The organism is Consotaella salsifontis (genome assembly GCF_900167365.1).
Taxonomy (GTDB): domain Bacteria; phylum Pseudomonadota; class Alphaproteobacteria; order Rhizobiales; family Rhizobiaceae; genus Consotaella; species Consotaella salsifontis.
Genome location: NZ_FUXL01000003.1, coordinates 60,672 through 82,937, shown reverse-complemented (window position 1 = coordinate 82,937; position 22,266 = coordinate 60,672). Strand labels below are relative to the sequence as shown.

Annotated in this window: 27 protein-coding genes; 10 read left to right on the top strand and 17 right to left on the bottom strand. The window is 64.4% G+C overall.

Features of this window, described 5'->3' with window-relative positions:
• Window positions 1-8 precede the first annotated feature (8 nt).
• Window positions 9-863, top strand: a complete 855-nt coding sequence (locus tag B5D38_RS04605) for a tetratricopeptide repeat protein (protein ID WP_078707210.1) — start codon at window positions 9-11, stop codon at window positions 861-863.
• A gap of 241 nt (window positions 864-1,104) precedes the next feature.
• The gene (locus tag B5D38_RS04600) at window positions 1,105-1,587 is read left to right on the top strand and encodes a DUF992 domain-containing protein (RefSeq protein WP_078707209.1); all 483 of its coding nucleotides are present in this window, start codon (window positions 1,105-1,107) and stop codon (window positions 1,585-1,587) included.
• Between the two features lie 90 nt (window positions 1,588-1,677).
• On the opposite strand, the gene B5D38_RS04595 is transcribed toward B5D38_RS04600, so the two are convergent.
• The 7 genes from B5D38_RS04595 to B5D38_RS04565 all read right to left on the bottom strand — a co-directional run bounded on the left by B5D38_RS04595 (window position 1,678) and on the right by B5D38_RS04565 (window position 7,885).
• Window positions 1,678-3,081 (bottom strand): NAD(P)(+) transhydrogenase (Re/Si-specific) subunit beta, encoded by a 1,404-nt coding sequence (locus B5D38_RS04595; RefSeq protein ID WP_078707208.1) that lies wholly within the window; start codon window positions 3,079-3,081, stop codon window positions 1,678-1,680.
• Window positions 3,082-3,095: 14 nt separating this feature from the next.
• Window positions 3,096-3,524 carry a proton-translocating transhydrogenase family protein gene (locus B5D38_RS04590; protein WP_078707207.1) on the bottom strand — a complete coding sequence of 143 codons (429 nt, stop codon included), beginning with the start codon at window positions 3,522-3,524 and terminating at the stop codon, window positions 3,096-3,098.
• Window positions 3,524-4,726, bottom strand: a complete 1,203-nt coding sequence (locus B5D38_RS04585) for a Re/Si-specific NAD(P)(+) transhydrogenase subunit alpha (RefSeq protein ID WP_207552891.1) — start codon at window positions 4,724-4,726, stop codon at window positions 3,524-3,526. The genes B5D38_RS04590 and B5D38_RS04585 overlap by 1 nt, the downstream gene beginning before the upstream one ends.
• A gap of 105 nt (window positions 4,727-4,831) precedes the next feature.
• Entirely contained in the window at window positions 4,832-5,056 is a 225-nt protein-coding gene (locus B5D38_RS04580; RefSeq protein WP_078707206.1) for an aa3-type cytochrome c oxidase subunit IV, read from the bottom strand.
• 154 nt (window positions 5,057-5,210) lie between these two features.
• Window positions 5,211-5,774 (bottom strand): type 1 glutamine amidotransferase domain-containing protein, encoded by a 564-nt coding sequence (locus tag B5D38_RS04575; protein WP_078707205.1) that lies wholly within the window; start codon window positions 5,772-5,774, stop codon window positions 5,211-5,213.
• A gap of 133 nt (window positions 5,775-5,907) precedes the next feature.
• Window positions 5,908-6,459, bottom strand: coding sequence for a regulatory protein RecX (locus B5D38_RS04570; protein WP_078707204.1), 552 nt, complete (start codon window positions 6,457-6,459; stop codon window positions 5,908-5,910).
• 115 nt (window positions 6,460-6,574) lie between these two features.
• Complete coding sequence (locus tag B5D38_RS04565; protein WP_078707523.1) at window positions 6,575-7,885, bottom strand: Nramp family divalent metal transporter; 1,311 nt, start codon at window positions 7,883-7,885, stop codon at window positions 6,575-6,577.
• A gap of 148 nt (window positions 7,886-8,033) precedes the next feature.
• Here B5D38_RS04565 and mntR point away from each other — a divergent pair, with 148 nt between their 5' ends.
• Complete coding sequence (gene mntR / locus B5D38_RS04560) at window positions 8,034-8,528, top strand: manganese-binding transcriptional regulator MntR (protein ID WP_078707203.1); 495 nt, start codon at window positions 8,034-8,036, stop codon at window positions 8,526-8,528.
• A gap of 30 nt (window positions 8,529-8,558) precedes the next feature.
• On the opposite strand, the gene B5D38_RS04555 is transcribed toward mntR, so the two are convergent.
• From B5D38_RS04555 to B5D38_RS04545, 3 genes are all read right to left on the bottom strand, one after another.
• A complete protein-coding gene (locus B5D38_RS04555) occupies window positions 8,559-9,620 on the bottom strand; it encodes a nickel/cobalt transporter (RefSeq protein ID WP_116002583.1) in 1,062 nt (353 codons plus the stop codon).
• Window positions 9,611-10,273, bottom strand: a complete 663-nt coding sequence (locus B5D38_RS04550) for a DUF1007 family protein (RefSeq protein ID WP_245318833.1) — start codon at window positions 10,271-10,273, stop codon at window positions 9,611-9,613. The genes B5D38_RS04555 and B5D38_RS04550 overlap by 10 nt, the downstream gene beginning before the upstream one ends.
• A 79-nt stretch (window positions 10,274-10,352) precedes the next feature.
• The gene (locus B5D38_RS04545; RefSeq protein WP_078707200.1) at window positions 10,353-11,267 is read right to left on the bottom strand and encodes a LysR family transcriptional regulator; all 915 of its coding nucleotides are present in this window, start codon (window positions 11,265-11,267) and stop codon (window positions 10,353-10,355) included.
• A gap of 526 nt (window positions 11,268-11,793) precedes the next feature.
• Here B5D38_RS04545 and B5D38_RS04540 point away from each other — a divergent pair.
• Window positions 11,794-12,927 carry a type III PLP-dependent enzyme gene (locus B5D38_RS04540; protein WP_078707199.1) on the top strand — a complete coding sequence of 378 codons (1,134 nt, stop codon included), beginning with the start codon at window positions 11,794-11,796 and terminating at the stop codon, window positions 12,925-12,927.
• A gap of 96 nt (window positions 12,928-13,023) precedes the next feature.
• A complete protein-coding gene (locus B5D38_RS04535) occupies window positions 13,024-13,602 on the top strand; it encodes a GNAT family N-acetyltransferase (protein WP_078707198.1) in 579 nt (192 codons plus the stop codon).
• 209 nt (window positions 13,603-13,811) lie between these two features.
• Here B5D38_RS04535 and B5D38_RS04530 read toward each other — a convergent pair whose 3' ends face one another.
• The gene (locus B5D38_RS04530; RefSeq protein WP_078707197.1) at window positions 13,812-14,498 is read right to left on the bottom strand and encodes an alpha/beta fold hydrolase; all 687 of its coding nucleotides are present in this window, start codon (window positions 14,496-14,498) and stop codon (window positions 13,812-13,814) included.
• Window positions 14,499-14,559: 61 nt separating this feature from the next.
• On the opposite strand from B5D38_RS04530, the gene B5D38_RS04525 reads away from it, so the two are divergent.
• From B5D38_RS04525 to B5D38_RS04515, 3 genes are all read left to right on the top strand, one after another.
• Window positions 14,560-14,976, top strand: coding sequence for a MarR family winged helix-turn-helix transcriptional regulator (locus B5D38_RS04525; protein ID WP_078707196.1), 417 nt, complete (start codon window positions 14,560-14,562; stop codon window positions 14,974-14,976).
• 378 nt (window positions 14,977-15,354) lie between these two features.
• Window positions 15,355-15,780 carry an organic hydroperoxide resistance protein gene (locus B5D38_RS04520; protein WP_078707195.1) on the top strand — a complete coding sequence of 142 codons (426 nt, stop codon included), beginning with the start codon at window positions 15,355-15,357 and terminating at the stop codon, window positions 15,778-15,780.
• 23 nt (window positions 15,781-15,803) lie between these two features.
• A complete protein-coding gene (locus B5D38_RS04515) occupies window positions 15,804-16,253 on the top strand; it encodes a MarR family winged helix-turn-helix transcriptional regulator (protein ID WP_078707194.1) in 450 nt (149 codons plus the stop codon).
• 21 nt (window positions 16,254-16,274) lie between these two features.
• Here the strand turns inward: B5D38_RS04515 and B5D38_RS04510 are convergent, their stop codons facing one another.
• On the bottom strand, window positions 16,275-16,418 hold the full coding sequence (locus B5D38_RS04510; RefSeq protein WP_245318831.1) for a hypothetical protein: 144 nt from the start codon (window positions 16,416-16,418) through the stop codon (window positions 16,275-16,277).
• Between the two features lie 45 nt (window positions 16,419-16,463).
• Entirely contained in the window at window positions 16,464-17,282 is an 819-nt protein-coding gene (locus B5D38_RS04505; RefSeq protein ID WP_078707193.1) for an alpha/beta fold hydrolase, read from the bottom strand.
• Window positions 17,283-17,456: 174 nt separating this feature from the next.
• Here B5D38_RS04505 and B5D38_RS04500 point away from each other — a divergent pair, with 174 nt between their 5' ends.
• Window positions 17,457-17,849 (top strand): winged helix-turn-helix transcriptional regulator, encoded by a 393-nt coding sequence (locus B5D38_RS04500; protein ID WP_078707192.1) that lies wholly within the window; start codon window positions 17,457-17,459, stop codon window positions 17,847-17,849.
• 138 nt (window positions 17,850-17,987) lie between these two features.
• On the opposite strand, the gene B5D38_RS04495 is transcribed toward B5D38_RS04500, so the two are convergent.
• Entirely contained in the window at window positions 17,988-18,692 is a 705-nt protein-coding gene (locus B5D38_RS04495) for a haloacid dehalogenase type II (protein WP_078707191.1), read from the bottom strand.
• 204 nt (window positions 18,693-18,896) lie between these two features.
• On the opposite strand from B5D38_RS04495, the gene B5D38_RS04490 reads away from it, so the two are divergent.
• On the top strand, window positions 18,897-19,559 hold the full coding sequence (locus B5D38_RS04490; protein WP_078707190.1) for a glutathione S-transferase family protein: 663 nt from the start codon (window positions 18,897-18,899) through the stop codon (window positions 19,557-19,559).
• Window positions 19,560-19,567: 8 nt separating this feature from the next.
• Here B5D38_RS04490 and B5D38_RS04485 read toward each other — a convergent pair whose 3' ends face one another.
• From B5D38_RS04485 to B5D38_RS04475, 3 genes are read right to left on the bottom strand one after another with little or no spacing between them, the layout of a single operon-like run.
• Complete coding sequence (locus tag B5D38_RS04485; RefSeq protein ID WP_078707189.1) at window positions 19,568-19,978, bottom strand: NUDIX domain-containing protein; 411 nt, start codon at window positions 19,976-19,978, stop codon at window positions 19,568-19,570.
• 36 nt (window positions 19,979-20,014) lie between these two features.
• Window positions 20,015-20,995, bottom strand: coding sequence for a WD40 repeat domain-containing protein (locus tag B5D38_RS04480; RefSeq protein WP_078707188.1), 981 nt, complete (start codon window positions 20,993-20,995; stop codon window positions 20,015-20,017).
• Window positions 20,995-22,110, bottom strand: coding sequence for a CobW family GTP-binding protein (locus tag B5D38_RS04475; protein WP_078707187.1), 1,116 nt, complete (start codon window positions 22,108-22,110; stop codon window positions 20,995-20,997). Before B5D38_RS04475 ends, B5D38_RS04480 begins: the two co-directional genes overlap by 1 nt.
• Between the last annotated feature and the right edge of the window lie 156 nt (window positions 22,111-22,266).

The window sequence follows — 22,266 nt, the reverse complement described above, 5'->3', positions numbered from 1 at the left end:
TGAATCGAATGGGGAATGATCTGTCCGCTGGCCGGGCCCTTGCGAAGAAGGCCGGCTCGACCGGTCCCGTGGTGGCCACGCTCCTCTCGCTCCTGCTCGCGGCCTGCCAGTCCACGCCAACGGCTCAGGTGATCCGTCTCGATCAGGCGCAAGGCTCGCAAGAGAACATCGCCTCGCTTTCCGCTACCGTCGCCGCCAACCCGCGCGACCCCGAGGCGCTCAACGTTCGCGGCACCGCCTATGGCCGGGCGGGCGAGTACGAGAAGGCCATCGCCGATTTCACCGCGGCGATCCAGATCGATCCAAATTTCTATCAGGCCTACGCCAACCGCGCGCTGGTCTATCGACAGATCAATCAGCCGGTCAACGCGATCAACGACTACAACGCGGCGCTGAAGATCAATTCCAACTACGACGCTGCCTATATCGGGCGCGGCAACGTCTATCGCGCCGCCGGACGCAATCGCGAGGCGCTTTCCGACTACAATCGCGCGATCGCGCTGAACACCACCGATCCCCGCGCTTATCACAATCGCGGGCTTCTCTATCAGCTCGACGGACAGCACAAGCAGGCGATCGAGGACTTCTCGACCGCGATCTCGCTTCAGGCCAACGCACCGGAGCCCTATTCCGGCCGCGGCGTCTCCTATCTGGCGCTCGGCGACGACGAAAACGCGTTCTCGGATTTCAACCAGGCCCTGAAGCTAGACGAGAACAACGCCGAATACTGGACGAACCAGGCGATCGTCTACGAACGCCGCGGCGAAAAATCCCGCGCCTTCAAGTCCTACGCCCGCGCGGCTCAGATCGACCCGAATTATCGACCGGCCAAGGATGGCATGGCGCGCACCAGCGGCGCCTGAGACTTCTGGCAGCTTATCCGGCATCATCGAAGGCGCCCTTCCCGGCGCCTTTCTTTTTTGCGTGTGACCAGGAAGGTTGATTCCTCCAGGCCCAGGCTGTGGCGCCCTTCTTGTCGGGCACGAGCCATCGTCCGATTGGCTCCGTTCCGGGACTTTCGCGATGAGCGCTTTGGCAGCGACACGGAACCGGTTCGGCTCGGCATCATTTCGCCTCCAACGAAATGTTCGGAGTCATTCCCCAATGAAGAAGCTTGTTTTCGCCGCCGCCCTTGCCTCGGCCATGGTCGCCTTGCCGCTGTCCGCCTCCGCCGACTCGGAACTCGGATCTCTCGTCTGCCACAGCAATGGCTCCACCGGCTTCATCATCGGCTCTTCGGAAAACCTGGTCTGTGAATTCACGCCCGCCAACTCCCAGGCGCCTCACGAGCTCTACAACGCCAAGCTCGACAATTTCGGCCTGGATGTCGGCGTCACCGGCGAGACGGTGATGCAGTGGACCGTGCTTTCCGTGGGGGGCAATGATTACAAGCCCTGGTCTCTGGCAGGCACCTATGGCGGCGCCAGCGCCGATGCCTCGTTCGCGGCGGGTGGCGGCGTCAAGGTCCTTGCCGGCGCCGACAACGGTCTCACGCTTCAGCCGATCAGCGTCCAGGCGCAGAGCGGCGTTAATGCCGCCATCGGCGTCACGAAGTTCACGTTGTCTCCGGCAGGCAACGCCGGCTGAATCGGCTGTTCCCGCAGGTTTGAGCGACCAAACAAAAAGGCCCGCCGCGGAGACACCGAGGCGGGCCTTTGCCGTTCGAATGGACCGAAGCTATTCGGCCATCGCCTTGACGATGCTTTCGACCATCTTCTTTGCATCGCCGAACAACATCATCGTGTTGTCCTTATAGAACAACGAGTTGTCGATGCCGGCGTAGCCCGAGGAGAGCGAGCGCTTGACGAAAAGACAGGTGCCCGCCTGATCGACGTTGAGGATCGGCATGCCAAAGATCGGCGACGACGGATCGTCACGCGCGGCCGGATTGGTCACGTCGTTGGCGCCGATGACGAAGGCAACGTCCGCCTGAGCGAACTCGGAGTTGATGTCGTCCAACTCGAACACCTCGTCGTACGGCACATTGGCCTCCGCGAGCAGCACGTTCATGTGCCCCGGCATGCGACCCGCCACCGGATGGATGGCATAGCGCACGTCGACGCCCTCTTTCTTCAGAACGTCGGCCATCTCGCGCAGGGCATGCTGCGCCTGGGCCACGGCCATGCCGTATCCCGGCACGATGATGACCTTGGCGGCGTTCTTCATCAGATAGGCGGCGTCGTCGGCCGAGCCCTGCTTCACCGTGCGGTCGCCCTGGTCGCCGCCCGCGCCCGCCGGTCCCGTCTCGCCGCCGAAGCCGCCGAGAATGACCGAAATGAACGAGCGGTTCATGCCCTTGCACATGATGTAGGAAAGGATCGCGCCGGAAGAGCCGACCAGCGCGCCGGTGATGATCAGCGCAAGGTTCTGCAGCGTGAAGCCGATGCCGGCCGCCGCCCAGCCCGAGTAGGAGTTGAGCATCGAGACCACGACCGGCATGTCGGCGCCGCCGATCGGGACGATCAGGAGGACGCCGAGCACCAGCGCGAGGACGACGATCAGCCAGAAGGCGAGATGGCTTTCCGTGGTGGCCAGCGTGATCACCAGGATGATCAGAAGCGCGCCGAGCCCGAGATTGATGAGGTGGCGAGCCGGGAGAATGATCGGCTTGCCGCTCATGCGCCCATCGAGTTTGAGGAAGGCGATGATCGACCCGGTGAACGTCATGGCGCCGATGGCGACGCCGATGGACATCTCGACCAGCGCCTCGGTGTGAATGGAACCGACCATGCCGATGCCGAACGACTCGGGCGCATAGAGCGCGCCGGCGGCGACCATGACGGCGGCGAGGCCGACGAGGCTGTGGAAGGCGGCCACCAGCTGGGGCATGGCCGTCATCGCGATCTTCTTCGCGACATAGGCGCCGAAGCCGCCGCCGATGGCGATGCCGAGAACGATGAGCGCCAGGCCACCAAAGCTGGGCTTAGCGAGCAGCAGGGTGGTCAGCACGGCGATCGCCATGCCCACCATGCCGAACACGTTACCCCGACGACTTGTGGTCGGGTGCGACAGGCCTCTCAGCGCCAGAATGAACAGGACGCCGGAGACGAGATAGAGAAAGGCTGCGAAGCTTGCGGACATGATCGATCAGCCCCTCACTTTTCCTTCTTTTTATACATGCCCAGCATGCGCTGGGTGACGAGGAAGCCGCCGAAGATGTTGACGCTTGCCAGCACCAGGGCGATGAAGCCGAAGCCCGTCGCAAGTCCCGAGGTGGCAATGCCCACGGCGAGCAGCGCGCCCACGACGATGACCGACGAAATCGCGTTGGTCACGGACATGAGCGGCGTATGCAGGGCCGGCGTCACCGACCAGACGACGTAATAGCCAACGAAGATGGCCAGCACGAAGATCGCGAAGTGGAAGACGAAGGGGTCGACCCCCGTCGCTGCGTGTGCCGCACCGGCGACGCCCTGAGCCGCGACGTCGGTGAGAAGGTTCTCGATGCTCGCGCGCGCATTCTCGATCGCCGTGCCGGCGCTATCGATGTTGCGCAACGCGTCCAAGGCGTTCTGACTTTCCATCAGTCGTTCCCCTTCGCGGGCTCGGCGCCGTTCTGATCGGGAGCCGCCTCAGGGGCACTCGCCGGAGCGGGCTCGGCTTTCTTCTGAAAGTTCGGGTGGACCACCTTGCCGTCTTGGGTCAGCGCGGTCGCGCTGATCAGCTGGTCGGAGAAGTCGAGCTTCAGCGCCTTCGTCTCCTTGTCGACCATGGTCTCCAGGAAGGCGAGGACGTTCTTGGCGTAGAGCAGCGACGCGGTGGCGGCGATGCGGCCGGGAACGTTGAGGTAGCCGACGACCTTTGCCGGCCCGACCTCGGCCACCTCACCGGCGACCGCGCCTTCGACGTTGCCGCCGCGCTCGACCGCGAGATCGACGAGCACGGAGCCCGGCTTCATCGAATCGACCATCTGGCGCGTGACGAGCCGCGGCGCGGGGCGCCCGGGAATCAGCGCCGTGGTGATCACCACGTCCTGCTTGGCGATGTGGGAGGCGACGAGCTCGGCCTGCTTGGCCTGATACTCCTTCGACATCTCCTTGGCATAGCCGCCGGCAGTCTCCGCCTGCTTGAACTCCTCGTCCTCGACGGCGATGAACTTGCCGCCGAGCGATTCGACCTGTTCCTTGGCGGCGGGCCGCACGTCGGTGGCCGAGACCACTGCGCCGAGGCGCTTGGCGGTGGCGATCGCCTGGAGGCCGGCGACGCCCGCGCCCATCACGAAGACGCGGGCCGCAGGAACGGTGCCGGCAGCCGTCATCATCATCGGAAAGGCGCGATCATAGGTCGCCGCCGCGTCGATCACCGCCTGATAACCGGCAAGGTTCGCCTGGCTGGAGAGAACGTCCATGACCTGGGCGCGGGTGATGCGCGGCATGAACTCCATCGCGAAGGCGGAAATGCCGGCATCGGCCATCCGCCCCACGGCCTCGTCCTGGCCGTAGGGGTCCATGATGGCGATGACGACGGCGCCGCGCTTGTAGGAGGACAGCTCCTCGTCCGTCGGGCGACGAACCTTGAGAACGACGTCGGCGTCTCGGGCGTCGTCGGCAGAACCGATCGTGGCTCCAGCCGCCGTGAAAGCTTCGTCGGTGATGCGCGAATCGATACCGGCCCGGCTTTCCACGACAATGTCGAAACCGAGCCCTTTCAGTTTTTTCACCGTGTCAGGTGACGCCGCCACACGCGGCTCCGCAGAGTCGCGCTCTTTCGGAACGAATAGCTTCAATGAAAGCCCCCTCAGGCTGTTGTGGCCGTCGCTGGCCAATGCCGACCATCAGGCCGAAAAAGAATGCGACCGGCGTTCCTGTCAATCAATCGAGGTGTGGAAACCTCAACGTGCGACAAAATAGGCGATCGCCAGGACGACCACGAAGGAGATCACCCCGCCGAAGAAGCCACCGCCGCCGACGAAGCCAAACGCCATGGCAATCAACAGCGACGCGACGGCAATGCTGCCCCACTTCAGGAGTTTGAGGAATAACGAATAGGTCCGCTCGTGCTCCGGATAATCCATCTGGGCGGCGGTGCTCATCTCAAAACGCGCATGTTCGGCCATTAAAACCTCCGTCGTCTCATCTCGTGGAAATACACGATCGCACATCTTAATGGCAACGCCGACGGACCAAAGAAAACCGGCGGCCTGGGGCCGCCGGTTTCCGTCATGCGATAAGGGATAATGGTGCGTTGTCCCGCACCCAGAGCGAGCCGTGTCAGGCCGCCCGGCGGTCGTCGTGGCGCCCCTCTTCCACTTCCTCGATGACCTTGGCGATGAAGGCCGGAAGGTCGCCGGGATTGCGGGAGGTCACGAGGCCCTCGTCGACCATCACTTCCTGGTCGGTCCACTTGCCGCCGGCGTTCATGACGTCCGTCTTGATCGACTTGTACGAGGTCACGTCCTTGCCGCTGATGACGCCGGCCTCGATCAGCAGCCACGGAGCGTGGCAGATCGCGGCGAGCGGCTTCTTCGAGTTGTAGAATTCGCGCACGAAGCTGACGGCCTTGGGCTCGGCCCGCAGCTTGTCCGGATTGATCTGACCGCCCGGAAGCACCAGCGCGTCATATTCGGTCACGCGCACCTCCGAGAGGGTCTTGTCGACCTTGACGCTCTTGCCCCAGTCGGTCTTGTCCCATGCCTTGATCTCGCCGGGCTCGAGCGAAAGCACCTCGACGGTGGCTCCCGCCTTCTTGAGTTCCTCCAGCGGCTGGAAGAGCTCAGACTGCTCGAAGCCGTCGGTGGCGAGAATGGCGATCTTGGCGTTCTTGATGCTGGGCATCGAGAAAAACTCCTTGTCAAAAGGCGTCCATCGCCGGCGAAAGCGGCGTGGCGGACGCTGATTTTTCTTGGGTCCCTCGATTAACGGGTCGACCCGGAGGGAGTTCCCGCCCGGCCAAAAATTCAAAATGCGATCAGTCGGTTGGATCGTCGGTCGCATCGATGGCGGCGAGCGCGTCGGCCAGGCTGAAGCCGGCGCGCACCATCGCCGCGAGGTCGCGCTCGCGCCGCTCCGCCCTGTCCCTGATGCGAAACGGGCCAAGGCGCCGGCGCTGGGCATAGCGCAGCGCCGCCTGCCGGTCGGAAACGGGATCGGCGGCGATCGCGCGGGCCACCGTTTCCGCATCGACACCGCGATTAGCGAGCTTGGCGGCGATCTGGCGGGAGGGCGCGCCGCGCCGCCTGAGGCTGTTCAGCCTCGCCTCGGCATAGGCCTCGTCGTCGAGAAGCCCGAGCTCGACGAAACTGGCGACGACCGAATCGACGAGCGCGGCATGTTCGTCGGAAACGGCAGCCGTCTCCCCCGCTAAGCGGCGGACGAGCTTGCGCCGCAAAACCTTGCGCAGATTATCCGAGGAGCTGGCATAGCGCGAGAGATAGGTGCTGGACGCGCGCATCAGCCATTCCCGCGTCACCGGTCGTGGCCGGGGCTGGCGAGGTTCGGGCGCGGGGCGATCGTCGGTCATGCGTCTCTATAGACAACGATACTGCCGCCGGAAAAGACGCAGGGCGCGACAGCGGGAAGCAAACAGCTCCGCAGTCCGCCCCCGCCTTGACCGGACGCGGCCTTCCGCCTCTCGCTCAGGCGTCGAGATAGGGGATCGGCACGCCGAACGTGATGGCGAGGAGAATGAAGTTCAGCGAGAGGACGGCGGTGGCACCGGCGATGGCGGCGAAGTCCGTCAGGCGCCGGTTGGCGAATTCGCCCATCAGGTCGCGCCGCCGCGTGAAGAGGACGAGAGCGATCATCGGCACAGGCAGTGAGATGGACAGGATCACCTGGCTCATGACCAGGGCATAGGTGGTGTCGACTCCCGCCGCCACCACGGCAAAGGCCGGCGCCATGGTGATGAGACGACGGAGCCAGATCGGGATGTGGAACCCGACGAAACCCTGCATGATCATCTGCCCTGCCATGGTACCGACGACCGAGCTCGAGATGCCCGAGGCGATGAGCGAGACGAGGAATACCGCGGCGGCGGCGGCGCCCAGCAGCGGCGTCAGCGTGTGATAGGCGGTTTCGATCTCGGCGACCTCGCTGTGGCCGATATGGAACGCGCTGGAAGCCATGATCACCATGGCCATGTTGACCATGCCGGCAAGCGCCAGCGCCAACACGACCTCGCGGTTGGAGAAGCGCACGAGGATGCGCCGCTCGGCATTGCTGCGTGGCGACGCGCGGTTCTGCGTCAGGCCCGAATGGAGATAGACGGCGTGCGGCATGACCGTGGCGCCGATGATGCCAACGGAGATCATCAGAGCCTCTGCATCCGGCATCTGCGGCGTCACCAGCCCGAGAGCCGCCTCGCCCCAGCGAACTGGCGCGATGAACATCTCTACGAGGTAGCAAAGGCCGATCAAGGCGACGAGAGCTCCGATGATCAGCTCCATCGGCCGAAATCCATGGCGCTCGAAAAGCAGAATTCCATAGGTCACGACGGCGGTGACGATCATGCCGTCCATGAGCGGCCAGCCGAAGATCAGCGAAAGGCCGATGGCTCCGCCGAGGAATTCGGCAAGGTCGGTGGCCATCGCCGCGATCTCGCTCACCACCCACATGACCCAGACCAGCGGCTTCGGAAACTCCTCGCGGCATAGCTCGGCGAGGTTGCGACCGGTGACGATGCCAAGCTTGGCTGAGAGCGCCTGGAACAGCATCGCGATGAGGTTGGCCGCCAGAACCACCCACAGCAGCGCATAGCCGTATTTGGCCCCGGCCTGGATGTTGGTCGCGAAGTTTCCGGGGTCCATGTACGCGATGGAGGCGATGACCGCCGGCCCGGCGAAGAGAAACGCCGAGAACGGACCGGTGCGCCGCCCCGCGAGAGTGTTGGCGATCGCCGCGCTGGTGCGCTGCGACATCGAGGATTTTGATGAAGAGAGCAATGTCATGGAGGTCGCGATGTTGCCGATGCAGTGAAATGAAGCCAAGGCTACATCTTTGTCAATAGGCCTCACGTTCAAGAGGCAGCCCGTGGATAAATTCAGCGGGGACAGTGCTGCCCGTTGAATTTTAAAGCCATGTCTTCATAATGTGCCGATGAAGAACAAAGCGCCGAGAAAGAAGAGAGCCGCCGTTCCGGCCGAAGCCGTAGCCGGCGCGGAACAATCCGCCCCCGATCTCGGCGCGGAAGCCCATCGCTTCAGCCAGACACGCTCGGCCCGATCGGCCGAAATCCTGGAGGATTACACCGAGCTCATCGCCGACCTCATGGAAGAGCATGGCGAGGCGCGCATCACCGACATTGCCCGCTGTCTTGGCGTCACCCATCCGACGGCGGCGAAGGCCGTGGCGCGGCTGAAGCGCGAGGGGCTCGTGACCTCCCGCCCCTACCGCGGCGTCTTCCTGACAGAGGCGGGCGCGGCCATGGCCGAACGCGTTCGCGTGCGCCACCGCATCGTCATCGAGTTCCTGAAGGCGATCGGCGTCCCGGCGGAAATCGCAGCGGTCGATGCCGAGGGCATCGAGCATTACGTATCGGATGCGACCCTCGCCGCCTTCTCGGATTTCGTGCGATCGGCCCCCGAGGTGTAGACCGCGTCCGATCGATAGGAAGATTAAGGCTCAGGCGCTCAGCATCGCCAGAACGAAGCCGAGCCCGAAAAACATCAGCACGGCCGCCGCCGCCAGCTCCAGGCCATCCCGCACCAGGCCCGAAAATCCGGTTCCGCCCACCATCCGGAGCGCGACGTCCTTTGCCATGACGGCAAGGGTCGCCAGCACCGAAACCGTGATCGCCGTGCCGACGGCCATGGCGAGGACGGAGAGGATGCCGGCGGCATAGAGGCCGTTCATCAGCGCGAAGGTCAGAACCACGATGGCGCCGGCGCACGGACGAATCCCGACGGAGACCACCGCCGATGCCGCCGCGCTCAAACCGAGGCGGCGCCCGCCGAGACTGGCCGGATCGGCGATGTGGCTTCGGCCGCAGTCGCAGTCGGCCTCGCCCGTGCAGACGCCGGCGTCATAGTATCCCGAGGCGGCTGGCATCATACGAACCGAGGAGCCGCTTGCGCCGCCGGCACGAAGAGCAGGCGCGCCTTCGACCATCAGGTTCGGCGCGAGCGAGAACGCCAGGGCGGGGCGGCGCCGACGCCAGATGGCGACGAGCTTTTTGGCGAAGAGATAGGCGCCGAAAAGCGCGATGAGGCCGAAGGAAGCGGTCTCCAGCGCGTCGCTCGCATCGGTCATCGAGATCGACGTCCCGCGCAGGACGAACCACCCGGCTCCCACCACGAGCAGCGCCGACAGCGCCTGGACCAGCGCGGAGGCGAAGGAGAGCACGACGCCGCGGCGCAGCTGAACCTCATTGGCGATCATGTAGGACGAGATCACCGCCTTGCCGTGGCCCGGTCCGGCGGCGTGAAAGATGCCGTAGGCGAACGAGACGCCGACGAGGAGCGGCATGCCCTGCGGCCCCTCCTTGAGGCCGACGATCGCATGGCGCAGAGCGGTGAAGAATTCGCGCTGATAAGCTGTGACCCAGAGGAACCAACGCGAGACGCCGCCGCTCGCGTCGATGCTGGAGTCGGCGCTGCCGATGCCGAGCGACGACTTGGCGAGCGCGGGCTCCAGCGCCGCCAGGACGCAGAGCAACGCCAGTGCAAGGAGAAGCCTTACCCGCATTTGATCTCCACCCTCGTCGCCAGGATCTGCGAATAGTTGATGCCGTCGTCGGGGATCGTCTGGTCGGGCCCGAGCGCGGCCACCGAGTTCACCCATTGCTGCGCGGCTTCATCCTCGTCGGGAATCACCACCTGATCGGTGCAGCTTGGCGGCATATCCACCAGCTGGAAGCCATCCTTGTCCGGATAGTCGAAGGCGACATAGAAGGTCTCGTCGAAGTTCGAGATTGTCAGGGGCTGCGTCTTGAGGTCGACGGCCTCCCCGGCCTCCATTTCGAAGAACAGCAAGAGCTGACCGTCCTTGTAGAGTGCGCCGATCTCCGCCGGGGCGTGCATCGTCACCTCCTTTCCCGCCGTCGAGACGAAGGTGTAGTAGGACCACTCCGCGATCGAATCCCTGACGGTTTTGCCGACCGCCTGAAGCTCGTCCGGATCGAGCGTCCCGTTCTTGTTCTTGTCGAAGTCCATCAACACCGACGAGGAGAAGAGCTCGTCCATCCGCCAGACGTTGCGAACCGACTTCAGCTTGCCGTCGGACGCGCCGACGATCTCCATATGAGCGTCGATGAAGACATGGGGATGCGCCCATGCGGGGGACGCGGCGGCAATCCCAAGTACAAATCCCAGCGCCCCAGGAAGGCAGAATCGAGTCATGAACATCGCCCCACTCTGGGATCATCGTTAACCGGGCAAGCGTGGCGGAAGTGTGGATCGCCCCGGCGCCCCGCAGCGCTCAATCCTCCGGCGCGCCGGCCTCGTGCCGCTTGAACCACCCCGCCAGGAAATCAACAAACAGGCGAACGCGCGCCGGCATGTGGCGGCGATGAGGGAACACCGCGTAGATGCCGGCCTCGCGCGGCATGAAATCATCCAGCACCGTGACCAAACGCCCCGCCTTCACGTCGTCCCTCACGACGAATTCCGGAGAAAGCGCGAAACCAAGCCCGCCCAGAACCGCGGCCTTGACCGCCACCGGGCTGTTGGCCGAAAACTGTCCCGCGATGGCGACCGGCAGACTGTCGCCGGTCGTGGGATCGCGAAACGCCCAGCTCGACTTGAAACGCGAATTGGTATCGACCACCGCCGGAAGTCCGGCGAGGTCGGAGGGGTGATTCGGCCGTCCCACCCTGGCGATCAGGGCAGGCGCCGCACAGATCGCGAAGTCGAGCGACGCCAGGCGGCGCGCGATGAAGGTCGAATCAGCGAGCCGCGTCATGCGAATCGCGACATCGAAGCCCTCCTCGAGCAGATCGACGAAGTTGTCGTTGAGGTCGACGTCGAGCGAAATATCCGGGTAGGCCGAGCAGAAATCGACGAGGCAGCCGCCGAACTCGCTGTCGCCGAGGGTTCGCGCCGCGCTCACGCGGATACGACCCTGCGGACGCCCGGCGGCCTCACGCGCCTCCTCGTTGAGATGCTCGAGGTCATCGAGAAGGGCGGTCGAGCGCGCGTAATAGGTTTCCCCCGCCGCCGTCAGGGCCACCTGCCGCGTCGTCCGGTTGATGAGGAGAACGCCGAGCTCGTCCTCCAACTCGCGCACATATTTGGAAAGAAGCGCCTTGGAGCGGCCCGATTTTCGGGCGGCGGCGGAGAAGCCGCCGTTCTCCACCACGGCGATGAAGGCGCGCATGCGCGTCAGCGTGTCCATTGGCTTGCCGGCACCCCACTTGCCTTACGCGAAACTGACGGGCGTTGCAGTTTTCCCGCACCCGCAGTGTCGTCCTTCACTGGACCGGAAAAATCAACCGCCGCGTCAAGTTTGCGGGTTGTGTGTGACACTCGCTTTGCCTATATCCCGACTTGCCCAAAGTCGCACGTGCCTGTGGGCGTCCCCCGGTCCTTAAATGCGAGGATTACCGGGACGGTACCTGGGATCAAACCCAGTCGGTCTTGCAGCGAGCAAGATCGAGGACGCCTTGAAGCAACGACGGTGCGGGCCTTTCTGGTCTCTCCCGGTCTCCAAAGCCGGGAATACTGAAGAGGCACACCCTCATTGCCTTAAGTGCGGCGGGTCCAAGCCCTCCAAGCCAAGGCAGACATAACGGCGGACGACGCTATGGCAGCGTTTGATTCGTCGCTCGAGTCGCGTTTCGCAGCGTTCACGCCCGGCCCATGCGCCGGTGTGCACGAAGGCGTTGACGCACCTTGACACCTTGACTGTTGGGAGGCCCCCGATGGCGACGCAGCGCATTCTCGATTTCCTCGCCGACCGACGACCCGATGGCCCTTGCCTCGTGGTTGACCTCGATGTCGTCGAATCCAACTTCAACGCCTTTCGCAGGGCGCTGCCGGACTCGGCCATCTACTACGCGGTGAAGGCCAATCCCGCACCCGAGATCCTGTCGCTGCTCGCGCGGCTCGGCTCCAATTTCGACTGCGCCTCAGTGGCCGAGGTCGAGATGGCTCTCGCCGCCGGCGCGACGCCGGCGCGTATCTCCTACGGCAACACCATCAAGAAGGAGCGCGATATCGCCCGCGCCTCCCAGCTTGGCGTGTCGCTCTTCGCCGTCGATTGCGTCGAGGAAGTGGAGAAGATCGCCCGCTCGGCCCCTGGCGCCCGCGTGTTCTGCCGCGTCTTGACCGACGGCGCCGGCGCCGAATGGCCGCTGTCGCGCAAGTTCGGCTGCGTGCCGGAGATGGCGATCGACGTTCTGGAAACGGCCCATGCCCTCGGCCTCAAGGCCACCGGCATCTCCTTCCACGTCGGCTCGCAGCAGACCAATACCGAGGCCTGGGACCAGGCGCTCGCCGATGCCGGCCGGGTGTTCCGCGCGCTGTCCGAGAAGGGCATCGTGCTGACGCTGGTCAATCTCGGCGGCGGCTTCCCGACCCGGTACCTCAAGGACGTACCCACGGCCGAGGCCTATGGCCGCTCGATCTTCGATGCCCTGCGCCGCCACTTCGGCAACTGCATCCCGGAGACGATCATCGAGCCGGGTCGCGGCATGGTCGGCGACGCGGGCGTGATCAAGGCTGAGGTCGTCCTGGTCTCGAAAAAGTCCGTCAGCGACGAGAACCGCTGGGTCTATCTCGACATCGGCAAGTTCGGCGGTCTCGCCGAGACGATGGACGAGGCGATCCGCTACCCGATCGTCACGGGACGCGACCATGAAGAGAAGCAGCCTTGCGTTCTCGCTGGTCCGACCTGCGATTCGGCGGACGTCATGTACGAGAAGACGCCCTACCCTCTGCCGATCTCGCTCACCGTCGGTGACGAGATCCTGATCGAGGGCACCGGCGCCTACACGACGACCTACGCTTCCGTCGCGTTCAACGGCTTTGAGCCGCTGCGAAGCTACGTGATCTGACCCGGCGCCAGCGGCGCCGGGCCTTTCGCCCGCGCGCTGCATCGCTTCCCGGTTCGGCGCGCATCCTTCCGCCTCTCGTCCATTCGAGGTGGTGCCATGTCCGCACTCGCTCTTTCCTCCGAGGGTCTCACCCGCCCCGCGTTTGAAATCCGCGCCGAGGCGCCGGCCGATGTGGCCGCGCGCGAGGCTCTGCTCGACCGCGCCATGGGGCCGGGGCGCAAGCGAAAGTCTTCGGAGGCCATCCGGCGCGGCCGGCTGCCTGCCGAAGGGCTCGCGTTCTCGGCATTGGACGGCAGCGGCGCCCTCACCGGCACCGTTCGGCTGTGGAATATCGGCGCCGGCATGCGCGAAGGCGCGGCGGTCCCCGCTCTCCTCCTCGGACCTCTGGCGGTCGATCCGCGCCAGCACGGCGGCGGTCTTGGCTCGGCCATGATGAGAGAGGCGATCGCCGACGCCCAGAAGCGCGGCCACGGCGCCATCATCCTGGTGGGCGATCCCGAATATTACGCCCGCTTCGGCTTTTCGGCGGAGAAGACTGGCGCGCTGTTCATGCCCGGCCCCTTCGAGCGGCACCGGCTCCTGGCCTTGGAACTCATCCCGGGCTGGCTCGACGGTGTCGCCGGGCGAATCACGCCCACGGGACGCAAGATCGAACGTCGGCGGGTGGCGGCGTAAGGCCGCAAACCGGGTGACCTGCGCGCTTCGGGACGGGAGGCGCCGAGGCCGCGCTCAGTCGCCTCGACGCTTCAGCGCGGTTGCCGTCAGTCATTCCACGACCGGTCCGGAGCAAACCGACCTTCAGCGAAGGGTCTCAACGAAATTCACGATGGCGGAGCGGAGGCTATCCGGCTGTTCGATCTGCGGCATGTGTCCGGCTTCGGCAATCATCTCGAAGCGTCCTCTCGGCAGCGCATCAGCAAATGCCCGCCGTAGGTGGGCGTCGCCACGCGGTCGCTTGCTCCCCATAGGACGAGCGCAGGAATGTCTACGCCGCGCAGCCGATCGACAAGGCTCTCATCCTGCATGGTCGGCGAAGTGTCGTAGGCGGCAAGAGCGCTGAGGTTCGCCTGGATCGCCGCTCTCCGTTCGGGACCGAGCGAGGCAGGATCGATGCGGAACCTCTCGGGGCGGTGATAGCTGTAGCTCGGCAGATCGCTTGGTGGCGTCGTGAACACGTCCAGAATTGTCTCGCCTGGTACGGAAAGGCCGACGGCGTCCACGAGAATGAGCCCGGCGAGGCGCGCCGAGTGCAAGGCCGCCATTTCTGCGGCTATCCATCCTCCCATGGAAAACCCTGCGACGAGGAGGCCCCGCATGTCGGCGGCGGCGACGAGGTCGACATAGGCGCAAGCAAGGTCCCGCGCGGAGGCGATGGTGTCGCGCCGCGCTGTCCCGTCAAAGCCCGGATGGGTTGGGAGAAAGACCTGGAATCGGTCGGCCAGGGAACGGGCGAAAGGCTCCAAGGTGCCGCGGCCACCGCCGCCATGGAGCAACAGCAGCTGGCGACCCTCGCCGAACTCCTGAATGTCCATTTCGTTTTCCCGAGCGAGCGCGGACAAAGACTTCGACATTGACAGCTCCTGCGGCGGATGAGATTTATCGTAAGTATTTTTATATAAGGTTCCTTATTTGATGTCAAACACGGTCGAGCTTTTGGGACGCGCGATCAAGGAGCTGCAGACGCGCCACCACCGCGCGCTGGATTCGCGCCTGACAATGATCGGATCTTCGCTGGCCCAATGGGATGCGCTACGGGCGATCGCCCACTGCCCTGGCGCTTCGTCCCACGCCCTGGCTCGGTATACATTTCAGACTGACCAATCCTTCGGAGCCCTGGTGGCACGACTGGTGGACAAGGGTCTGGTCAGCCGTAGCGCCGGACGGGGACGCGCCCTCGCCTATTCGTTGACCGAGAGCGGCGAGGCAATGTTCGAACACGGCCGTTCCATCGTCGAGGATGTGCTGACCCAATCCTTCGCGCCGCTGGGCGAAGACGAGCGGAAGCATCTCGCGCACCTTCTCGATCGGCTGTTGGAAACCTCGGACTGACGAAGACGAGGCGGATCGATCAGCGCCTCGATGCCGAATATATGCGCCTCCGGCGTTTCCGCCGAAAGACCGGCGCGGTCTTCATGCTCGGTCCTTTCGAGCGGGATCGGTTTGTAGCCTTGGAACGTGCTCCTGGCTGGCTCGACGGTTTCGCAAGGAGGCCCTCCCTACAGGGCGCCAGGCTGAGCGGCGCGAACAGGCGGCGTAAGGCTCCGCTTCCAATCAAGATAATGAATGCCGCTCTGCCCGGGTGGGGCCCTTTTTACCTTCTGAAGGCATTTCTCAAGCATTGCCGACGCAAACGCGGCTCCGCCAGTTGACAATTATATTGCGCACAATATAATTGTCTGAAATCAGTTTAAGACAGAGGAACGCGCTATGAGCACCCTTTATTCGACGAAAGTCGTCGCCGTCGGTGGGCGCAATGGCTCGGTGAAGAGCGAGGACGGCATCCTGGATCTCTCCCTGGCGATGCCGAAAGCGCTTGGAGGCAAAGGCGGCAAGACCAATCCGGAGCAGCTTTTCGCCGCCGGCTATGCGGCCTGCTTCGAGAACGCCGTGATGCACGTGGCACACCAGGCCAAGGCCGGCATCAAGGATGACGACATCGAGGTGACGGCGACCGTGTCCATTTCGGCGAATGAAAGCGGTGGCTTTGTCCTCGCCGTGGCTCTGGACGTGGTCATCGCGAGGATAGAGCAGACCCAGGCCGAAGAGATCGTCCGGCAGGCGCATGCTGTCTGCCCCTATTCAAACGCGACGCGCGGCAATATCGATGTCGCTCTCAACGTGACGACACGCTGAGGGAACAAGCGAGAGAGGCGCACATGGCCGAATCGGACGAACTTCTTCGCCTGGACAACCAAGTCTGCTTCCTGATCTACGCCGCGGCCAATCTGGTTACGCGGCGTTACCGCCCCGCGCTGGACGAGCTCGGCCTGAGCTACCCGCAATATCTGGTGATGCTGGTGTTGTGGGAGGAGGCGCCGTCCAGCGTCGGCCATTTGGGCAAGCGTCTCTTCCTCGACAGCGGAACGTTGACGCCGCTTCTCAAACGCATGGAACGCGCAGAGCTGATCACCCGCGAGCGAGATCCTGCCGACGAGCGGCGTGTTCTGATCAACCTGACGGAGGCGGGTCGCGCGCTGCGCGCTCGCGCCCATATTGTGCCTGAAACGCTGGCGCGCAATCTTCATATCGATCGCGATGATGCGCGAAAGCTTCGCGACATGCTGGGCCACGTCGTGAAGACGCTGGCAGAGGGCGCCCCCCCATGAGGTAAAGCACCTCGCCCGCTCTCAGCCCCAGCCGATCTCAGCGAAGAGAGCGGGCACGCGGTCCAGCGTCGGGAAGACTTCGTTCGGCGTATAGTCCGCCGGTGCGCGCCGGCCCGTGCCGCGATCGATCCAGATGGCGCGGAAGCCGAGATCGCGCGCCGCCACCAGATCGGAACCGCGTTTTGGTCTGACGTGGTTATCTGAAAGCAATCACAGACTGTCGATCCAGTCTGTGAGCGCGGCGTTCACGTCGTCGGGGCGATCCTCCATGATCCAGTGCCCGGCATCGCTCCACGCCTCCACCTTCGATGAGGGATGGGAAAACCATGGCCGCATTCGCTCGGCCTGCGCCTGATCGCGGCACAGATGATAGAAGGCGACGCGAAGCGTCCGGCAGAACAGCTCGCTTTGAGCACCGACTCCGACCTGGCCGGCGCCCAGAAACAGCGGTCCGAATGTCTTTCTCACCACATGGGCTGGCATCCCTTGCGCACGCCGCGCGTGCCAACGTTTCATGGCGGGCGACGTCGCAGGATCGTAGAACTGATCGAAGAGCGCGGGCGCGACTGAGCCCGGATCACCGGCACGAAGATCAGCGCTGACCTTCTCGAACACTGGGGTCAGGCTTTCGTCGAACCCCAGGGAGCCATCCACGGACACGACGGCATCCACGATGTCGGGACGCTTGGCTGCAAGGCGTGCGGCAAGTTGTCCCCCCATGGAATGCCCGATGACCACGAACCTCTCTTCCGGGTAGCGGGTGTCCAGCAGCGCCTCGATATCCGCGACGTAGTCGGCAGGGCGGTAGGCGCCGGACGGCATGACCTCCGACCAGCCGTGGCCTCGCAGATCGACGGCCACAATGCGGTATCGACTTTCCAGAACGGGAAGCTGCCAGCTCCAGTCGTTCGAGTCCGCTGTCCAGCCGTGAAGCAGCAGAAGGTTTCGTCCCTTGCCGCTCTCAGTCGAGAAAAGGCGCGCGGTTTTAGGCGTTGCCGCTAGAGCTTTTGCGGGTGCTGCGGCAATCATCGCTGCTGCTCCCGCAAGACCGGATAGGCTTCGTCTCGAAAATTCCCGTCGATCCATCTGTGTCCCCGTCTCCTGTCAAATCGGCTTCAAATAAAAGCTGACAGGTAGGTACACGTCGTATATTTAGGGTCAATTACGCACTTCGAGGAGCGTAGAGCGATTTGAGGATACCTAGTGGCTTGCGAAAATGATCCGATTTTCTTCGCCGACTGCGCGGCGCGATCCTTTTTCGATCAGGTGGCCAACAAATGGGCCGTCATGATCCTCACCATCCTCAGCGAGCGCCCTTCGCGCTTCAACGAGATGAAGCGCCGCCTGGAAGGCGTCACCCACAAGGCACTGACGCAGGCGCTGCGACGGTTGGAGCGCAACGGTCTGATCTCACGCTGCGTTCTTGCAACCTCGCCCGTCGCCGTGGAGTATTCCATCACCTCCCTCGGGCGAACGCTCCAGGTCCCTTTTGGAGCTGTCTACGACTGGTCGATCGCACACCTGGATGACCTCGAAGAAGCCAAGCGGCTTTACGATGCCAAGCAGCAGAATACCCCCTTGGCAAACGACGCCTAAGACGTTGTTGCGCTGAGGACATGCCGAACGCCGGCTCGAGACCGCTGGGTCGAACACCCCGCGCCCGCCCTTGTCGCGGAATTCATTGCGCTGGACCGCCCTTCTGCGGCGTCGCCTGCATCGATCAATGGCGTTCGCTCAACCCCAGCCAACCTGCTTAACGAGAGCGGGCACGCGGTCCAGCGTCGGGAAGACTTCGTTCGGCTTATAGTCCACAGGTGCGCGCCGGCCCGTGCCGCGATCGATCCAGATGGCGCGGAAGCCGAGATCGCGCGCCGCCACCAGATCGAGATGGGGGCTGGCGCAGATGTGGACGACCTCGTCCATGGAGACGCCCAGCGCTTCCCAGGCATGCTCGAAAATCCCGCGCGACGGCTTGTAGGCGCGCGCCTGCTCGGCGGTGATGACGCGGTCGATATGGCCGCCGAGCTGCGCCACGTTGCCGGCGATGATGTCGTCGTCGGTGTTGGAGACGATGCATAGCTTGAAGCCCTGCGCCTTGAGGTCCGCCAGGGCGCCGACGACTTCGGGAAACGGCGGCATTGCTCCGATACTGGAGGTCAGCGTCTCGACGTCCTCCGGGCGGCATTCGAGGCCGAGCTCGGCCATCGCGCGCCGCAGCCCCTCACCCGCCACGGTCCGGAACGGGCGGTGCGGTTCTTCCTGCTCCAGTGCATGCTCGTAGCGGTCATAGGTGGCGATCAGCGACCGCGCGTCGATGCTCGTCTCGCCCTGCCGAGACAAGATGCGTTCGACGGCCGCCAGAAGCCCCTCGTCCCACTGGATCAGCGTGCCGTAGCAATCGAAGGTCAGCCATGACGGCTTGTTGCCGGGTAGTGTCATCGAAGGATCCCTCCACCGTTGGCGGTTCAGCCAACGGTGTGATTTGTCGCGCATCCCGGGCTCAGACGTCCAGTCCTCCCGTCGCGGATCCTGGTCGATGCACTGGAACAGGGCGCGGCTCCGCTACGGCATTCCGCGCTCCTGATCCAATTGCAAATGCTCCTTTATCCATATAGGTTGATATCAACCCATAGGAGGCGCTGCATGGCTGAACTCGTTCTGACCACGTTTGATTGGGTGCCAGAGGCACCGCGAGGCTTCGTGCGCGACCTTCGGGTGCGCTGGGCGCTCGAAGAGGCGGGCCTGCCCTACAGCATCGCCACGACTCCGGTGCGCGACCGGCCGGCCGAGCACTTTCTCCACCAGCCGTTTGGCCAGGTGCCTTGGCTGACGGACGGCGACCTGTCGATCTTCGAGAGCGGCGCGATTCTTCTCCACCTCGGCGACAAGAGCGAAGCCTTGATGCCCAGCGACCCGCGCGGCCGCGCCGTGGTGCTGGAATGGGTGCTGGCGGCGCTCAATTCGGTGGAGACGGCGGTCCTGCCCTGGGCGATCCTGAAATTCGAGAAATTTGCCGACGATTCGCCCGAGAAAAGGCGCTTCGAGACCTTTCTCCAAGGCCGGCTCGACCGTCTCGAACCGGTTCTGGCCAACCGCGAATGGCTCGCGGGCCCGTTCTCCATCGCCGACATCCTAATGGCGGACGTGCTGCGCGTCGCCGACGGCCTCGGCGGGCTGACGTCTCACCCCGCCTGTCGGGATTATGTCGCGCGGGCGACGGCGCGCCCGGCTTTCGTCAAGGCGCATGGCGACCAGCTCGCGCATTTCGCAGCGGCGGACCGAGCGCAAGGCGCGCCGACGGCATGAATCGAAGGTTATTCGGCCGCTCGGCGGAGCAGCGCCGCGACGGCGACCCTGGTCGGCGTTGTAATCTCAGAAGCCAGTTCCTCAAGGACGAACCAGCCGAGCCCGCCGTGTTTGGCGGGCTCCCGAATTGTCGGTGTCCCCGAAAAGCCTTCGATCAGGAAGACGGGCGCGACCCAATGGGTGCCCGCGCCTCGATCGATCTGATCGACGCAACAGAGTAGCTCTCGCGGCTCGATGGCGAGGCCGATTTCCTCCTCTATCTCGCGCTGCGTCGCTGTCGCAGCCTCTTCGAAGAGGTCGATCTTGCCGCCAGGAAGCCCCCAGGCGCCGGCCTCGGGCGGGGTGAGGCGCTGAATGAGCAGGATGCGGCCATCGCGGATGATCGCGGCGCCACAGCCGACGCGCGGTTCAAACTGCATTGGAACGCCCCGACCGCTTCGACAAGCGAGTCGCCCCTAGCCGGTGATATCGACCATGCCGGCCTCGCCGGTTTCCGAACCGAAGACGAGGCGTGAGCCAGAGGCATCCCAGCCCATGGTCTGGACGGCGCCTTTCCCACCGCGCCGGAGCAGCGCCTCCTTTTGGTCGGCGAAGCGCGCAGCGAGGATCATGCCGTCGGCATAGCCGATCGCCGCCATGTCCTCGGTGGGATGGCAGGCGACCGAAGTCACCATGATGTCCCCGCCCCTAAGGCCCAGCTCCAGCGGCGGCTTGCCCATCGGCCCGTCCTTGCCGGCAAAGGGCCACACGACAGCCACCTGCGCCCCTGCCGTCGCCAACCAGCGCCCCTTGGCCGACCAGGACCAGCTCTTCACCTTCGAGGGATATCCGGCCATGCGCATATGGCGGCCATCGTCGAGGCGCCAGCCATGAAGGGCGTTCTCCTGCATCGAGGTCACGAGAAAGCGCCCGTCCGGAGAGAAAGTGATGCCGATATGCGCGCCTTTCCATTCCAGCTCTGTCGGCGCCGAGTCCGTTCCCGCGAAGAACAGCGTCGCGCCGTCGTAGCGCGCGGTAGCGAGGCGCAGCCCCTTGGGGGCGAAGGCGATATCCTCGACGGTGCGCTGCTGCGCAAACTCCTTCACCTTGCCGTCGGCAAAGCACACGAAGGCGCTGCGGCCGACGGCAAAGCCCACCACGCCCGACGGCCCGGCGGCAACCCGGTTTACCCATTTGCGCCCGATCGAGGCCAACTCGCTGACACTTGCGTCGGAAGTGACGGCCACGACGCGGCCGTCCTCTCCGCCGGTGATCAGCCGGCCCCCGGCCGGGTCCAGCCGCGCCGAGAGAAGCCCGCCGGCATGGGCTTCAACGGTTCGTTCTCCGCCGGCGGGAAAGCGCACCGTGCCGTCGGCGAGAGCGAAGACCGGCTCTCCCTTCAGGAAGAGCGCGGCCTCGACCAGCTCGTCAAAGTCGTAAGGGGCAACGGAAGGCATCAGGCGGCCTTCGCGGCACAGCGGGCGAAGTCCTCCTCGAGCGCCTTGCGATCCAGCTCGCGCCCGATGAAGACGAGGCGGCTTTCGCGCCGCTCGTCCTCGCGCCAGGCACGCTGGTGGTCGCCCTCGATGATCATGTGGACGCCTTGGACGACATAGCGGTCGGGATCGTCGGAGAAGGCGATGATGCCCTTGAGGCGAAGAATGTTCGGCCCCTGCTCCTGGGTGATCGCCTGAATCCACGGGAAGAACTTGCGCGGGTCGAGCTCGCCACCCCTAAGCGACACGGAGACCACCGTCACGTCATGGATGTCCGACAGGGCGCCATGATGGTGGTCGTGGTCATGATCGTGGTGGTCATGGTCATGATGGTCATGGCCGTGATGATGATGGTCGTGGTCGCAGTCCGGCCCGCACACGTGGTCGTCGTGCTCATGGGCGTGCTCGGCCTCTTCCAGGAAGGCCGGATCGTTGTCCAACACGCGGCTGAGATCGAAGGCACCCTGCCCGAGCACACGGTCGAGAGGAATTTCGGCGCGCTGGGTGTGGTGGATCACGGCGTGCGGGTTGATGGCGCGGATCGTCGCCTCGACCTTGGCCAGTTCCTCCGGCGTCACGAGATCGGTCTTGTTGAGAAGAACCACGTCGGCGAAGGCGATCTGGTCCTCGGCCTCCTTCGAATCCTTGAGACGAAGCGGCAGATGCTTGGCGTCGACCAGGGCGACCACGGCATCCAGCTTGGTCTTGGCGCGCACGTCGTCGTCCATGAAGAAGGTCTGGGCGACGGGAACGGGATCGGCGAGCCCGGTCGTCTCCACCAGGATGGCGTCGAACCGCCCCTTGCGCCGCGTCAGCCCTTCGACGACGCGCACCAGATCGCCGCGCACCGTGCAGCAGACGCAGCCGTTGTTCATCTCGTAGATCTCTTCGTCCGATTCGACGATGAGGTCGTTGTCGATGCCGATCTCGCCGAACTCGTTGACGATGACGGCGTAGCGGCGGCCATGATCCTCCGAGAGGATCCGGTTCAGAAGCGTCGTCTTGCCGGAGCCGAGATAGCCGGTGAGGACGGTCACGGGGATCTGGTCTGCGGTCGCGGGAAGCGTCTCGGACATGGAAAACTCCTAAGCAGGGTCCGCAAGAGTGCCTTCTTGGGATCAGAACCTGCGCCAAGCAAGAGAACTGATGTCGGACTTGAACGGCCAAGCCTCGAGCCCGATCAGGGATCGGCCTTCGATATAAGCCCGCTTCGCGTCATTTGCACGGGGGAC

Bases quoted from the DNA above. Each gene is read 5' to 3' on its own strand.
- B5D38_RS04605 (WP_078707210.1), top strand. From the start codon at position 9: ATGGGGAATGATCTGTCCGCTGGCCGGGCCCTTGCGAAGAAGGCCGGC.
- B5D38_RS04600 (WP_078707209.1), top strand. From the start codon at position 1,105: ATGAAGAAGCTTGTTTTCGCCGCCGCCCTTGCCTCGGCCATGGTCGCC.
- B5D38_RS04595 (WP_078707208.1), bottom strand. From the start codon at position 3,081: ATGTCCGCAAGCTTCGCAGCCTTTCTCTATCTCGTCTCCGGCGTCCTG.
- B5D38_RS04590 (WP_078707207.1), bottom strand. From the start codon at position 3,524: ATGGAAAGTCAGAACGCCTTGGACGCGTTGCGCAACATCGATAGCGCC.
- B5D38_RS04580 (WP_078707206.1), bottom strand. From the start codon at position 5,056: ATGGCCGAACATGCGCGTTTTGAGATGAGCACCGCCGCCCAGATGGAT.
- B5D38_RS04575 (WP_078707205.1), bottom strand. From the start codon at position 5,774: ATGCCCAGCATCAAGAACGCCAAGATCGCCATTCTCGCCACCGACGGC.
- B5D38_RS04570 (WP_078707204.1), bottom strand. From the start codon at position 6,459: ATGACCGACGATCGCCCCGCGCCCGAACCTCGCCAGCCCCGGCCACGA.
- B5D38_RS04565 (WP_078707523.1), bottom strand. From the start codon at position 7,885: ATGACATTGCTCTCTTCATCAAAATCCTCGATGTCGCAGCGCACCAGC.
- mntR (WP_078707203.1), top strand. From the start codon at position 8,034: ATGAAGAACAAAGCGCCGAGAAAGAAGAGAGCCGCCGTTCCGGCCGAA.
- B5D38_RS04555 (WP_116002583.1), bottom strand. From the start codon at position 9,620: ATGCGGGTAAGGCTTCTCCTTGCACTGGCGTTGCTCTGCGTCCTGGCG.
- B5D38_RS04550 (WP_245318833.1), bottom strand. From the start codon at position 10,273: ATGACTCGATTCTGCCTTCCTGGGGCGCTGGGATTTGTACTTGGGATT.
- B5D38_RS04545 (WP_078707200.1), bottom strand. From the start codon at position 11,267: ATGGACACGCTGACGCGCATGCGCGCCTTCATCGCCGTGGTGGAGAAC.
- B5D38_RS04540 (WP_078707199.1), top strand. From the start codon at position 11,794: ATGGCGACGCAGCGCATTCTCGATTTCCTCGCCGACCGACGACCCGAT.
- B5D38_RS04535 (WP_078707198.1), top strand. From the start codon at position 13,024: ATGTCCGCACTCGCTCTTTCCTCCGAGGGTCTCACCCGCCCCGCGTTT.
- B5D38_RS04530 (WP_078707197.1), bottom strand. From the start codon at position 14,498: ATGTCGAAGTCTTTGTCCGCGCTCGCTCGGGAAAACGAAATGGACATT.
- B5D38_RS04525 (WP_078707196.1), top strand. From the start codon at position 14,560: ATGTCAAACACGGTCGAGCTTTTGGGACGCGCGATCAAGGAGCTGCAG.
- B5D38_RS04520 (WP_078707195.1), top strand. From the start codon at position 15,355: ATGAGCACCCTTTATTCGACGAAAGTCGTCGCCGTCGGTGGGCGCAAT.
- B5D38_RS04515 (WP_078707194.1), top strand. From the start codon at position 15,804: ATGGCCGAATCGGACGAACTTCTTCGCCTGGACAACCAAGTCTGCTTC.
- B5D38_RS04505 (WP_078707193.1), bottom strand. From the start codon at position 17,282: ATGATTGCCGCAGCACCCGCAAAAGCTCTAGCGGCAACGCCTAAAACC.
- B5D38_RS04495 (WP_078707191.1), bottom strand. From the start codon at position 18,692: ATGACACTACCCGGCAACAAGCCGTCATGGCTGACCTTCGATTGCTAC.
- B5D38_RS04490 (WP_078707190.1), top strand. From the start codon at position 18,897: ATGGCTGAACTCGTTCTGACCACGTTTGATTGGGTGCCAGAGGCACCG.
- B5D38_RS04485 (WP_078707189.1), bottom strand. From the start codon at position 19,978: ATGCAGTTTGAACCGCGCGTCGGCTGTGGCGCCGCGATCATCCGCGAT.
- B5D38_RS04480 (WP_078707188.1), bottom strand. From the start codon at position 20,995: ATGCCTTCCGTTGCCCCTTACGACTTTGACGAGCTGGTCGAGGCCGCG.
- B5D38_RS04475 (WP_078707187.1), bottom strand. From the start codon at position 22,110: ATGTCCGAGACGCTTCCCGCGACCGCAGACCAGATCCCCGTGACCGTC.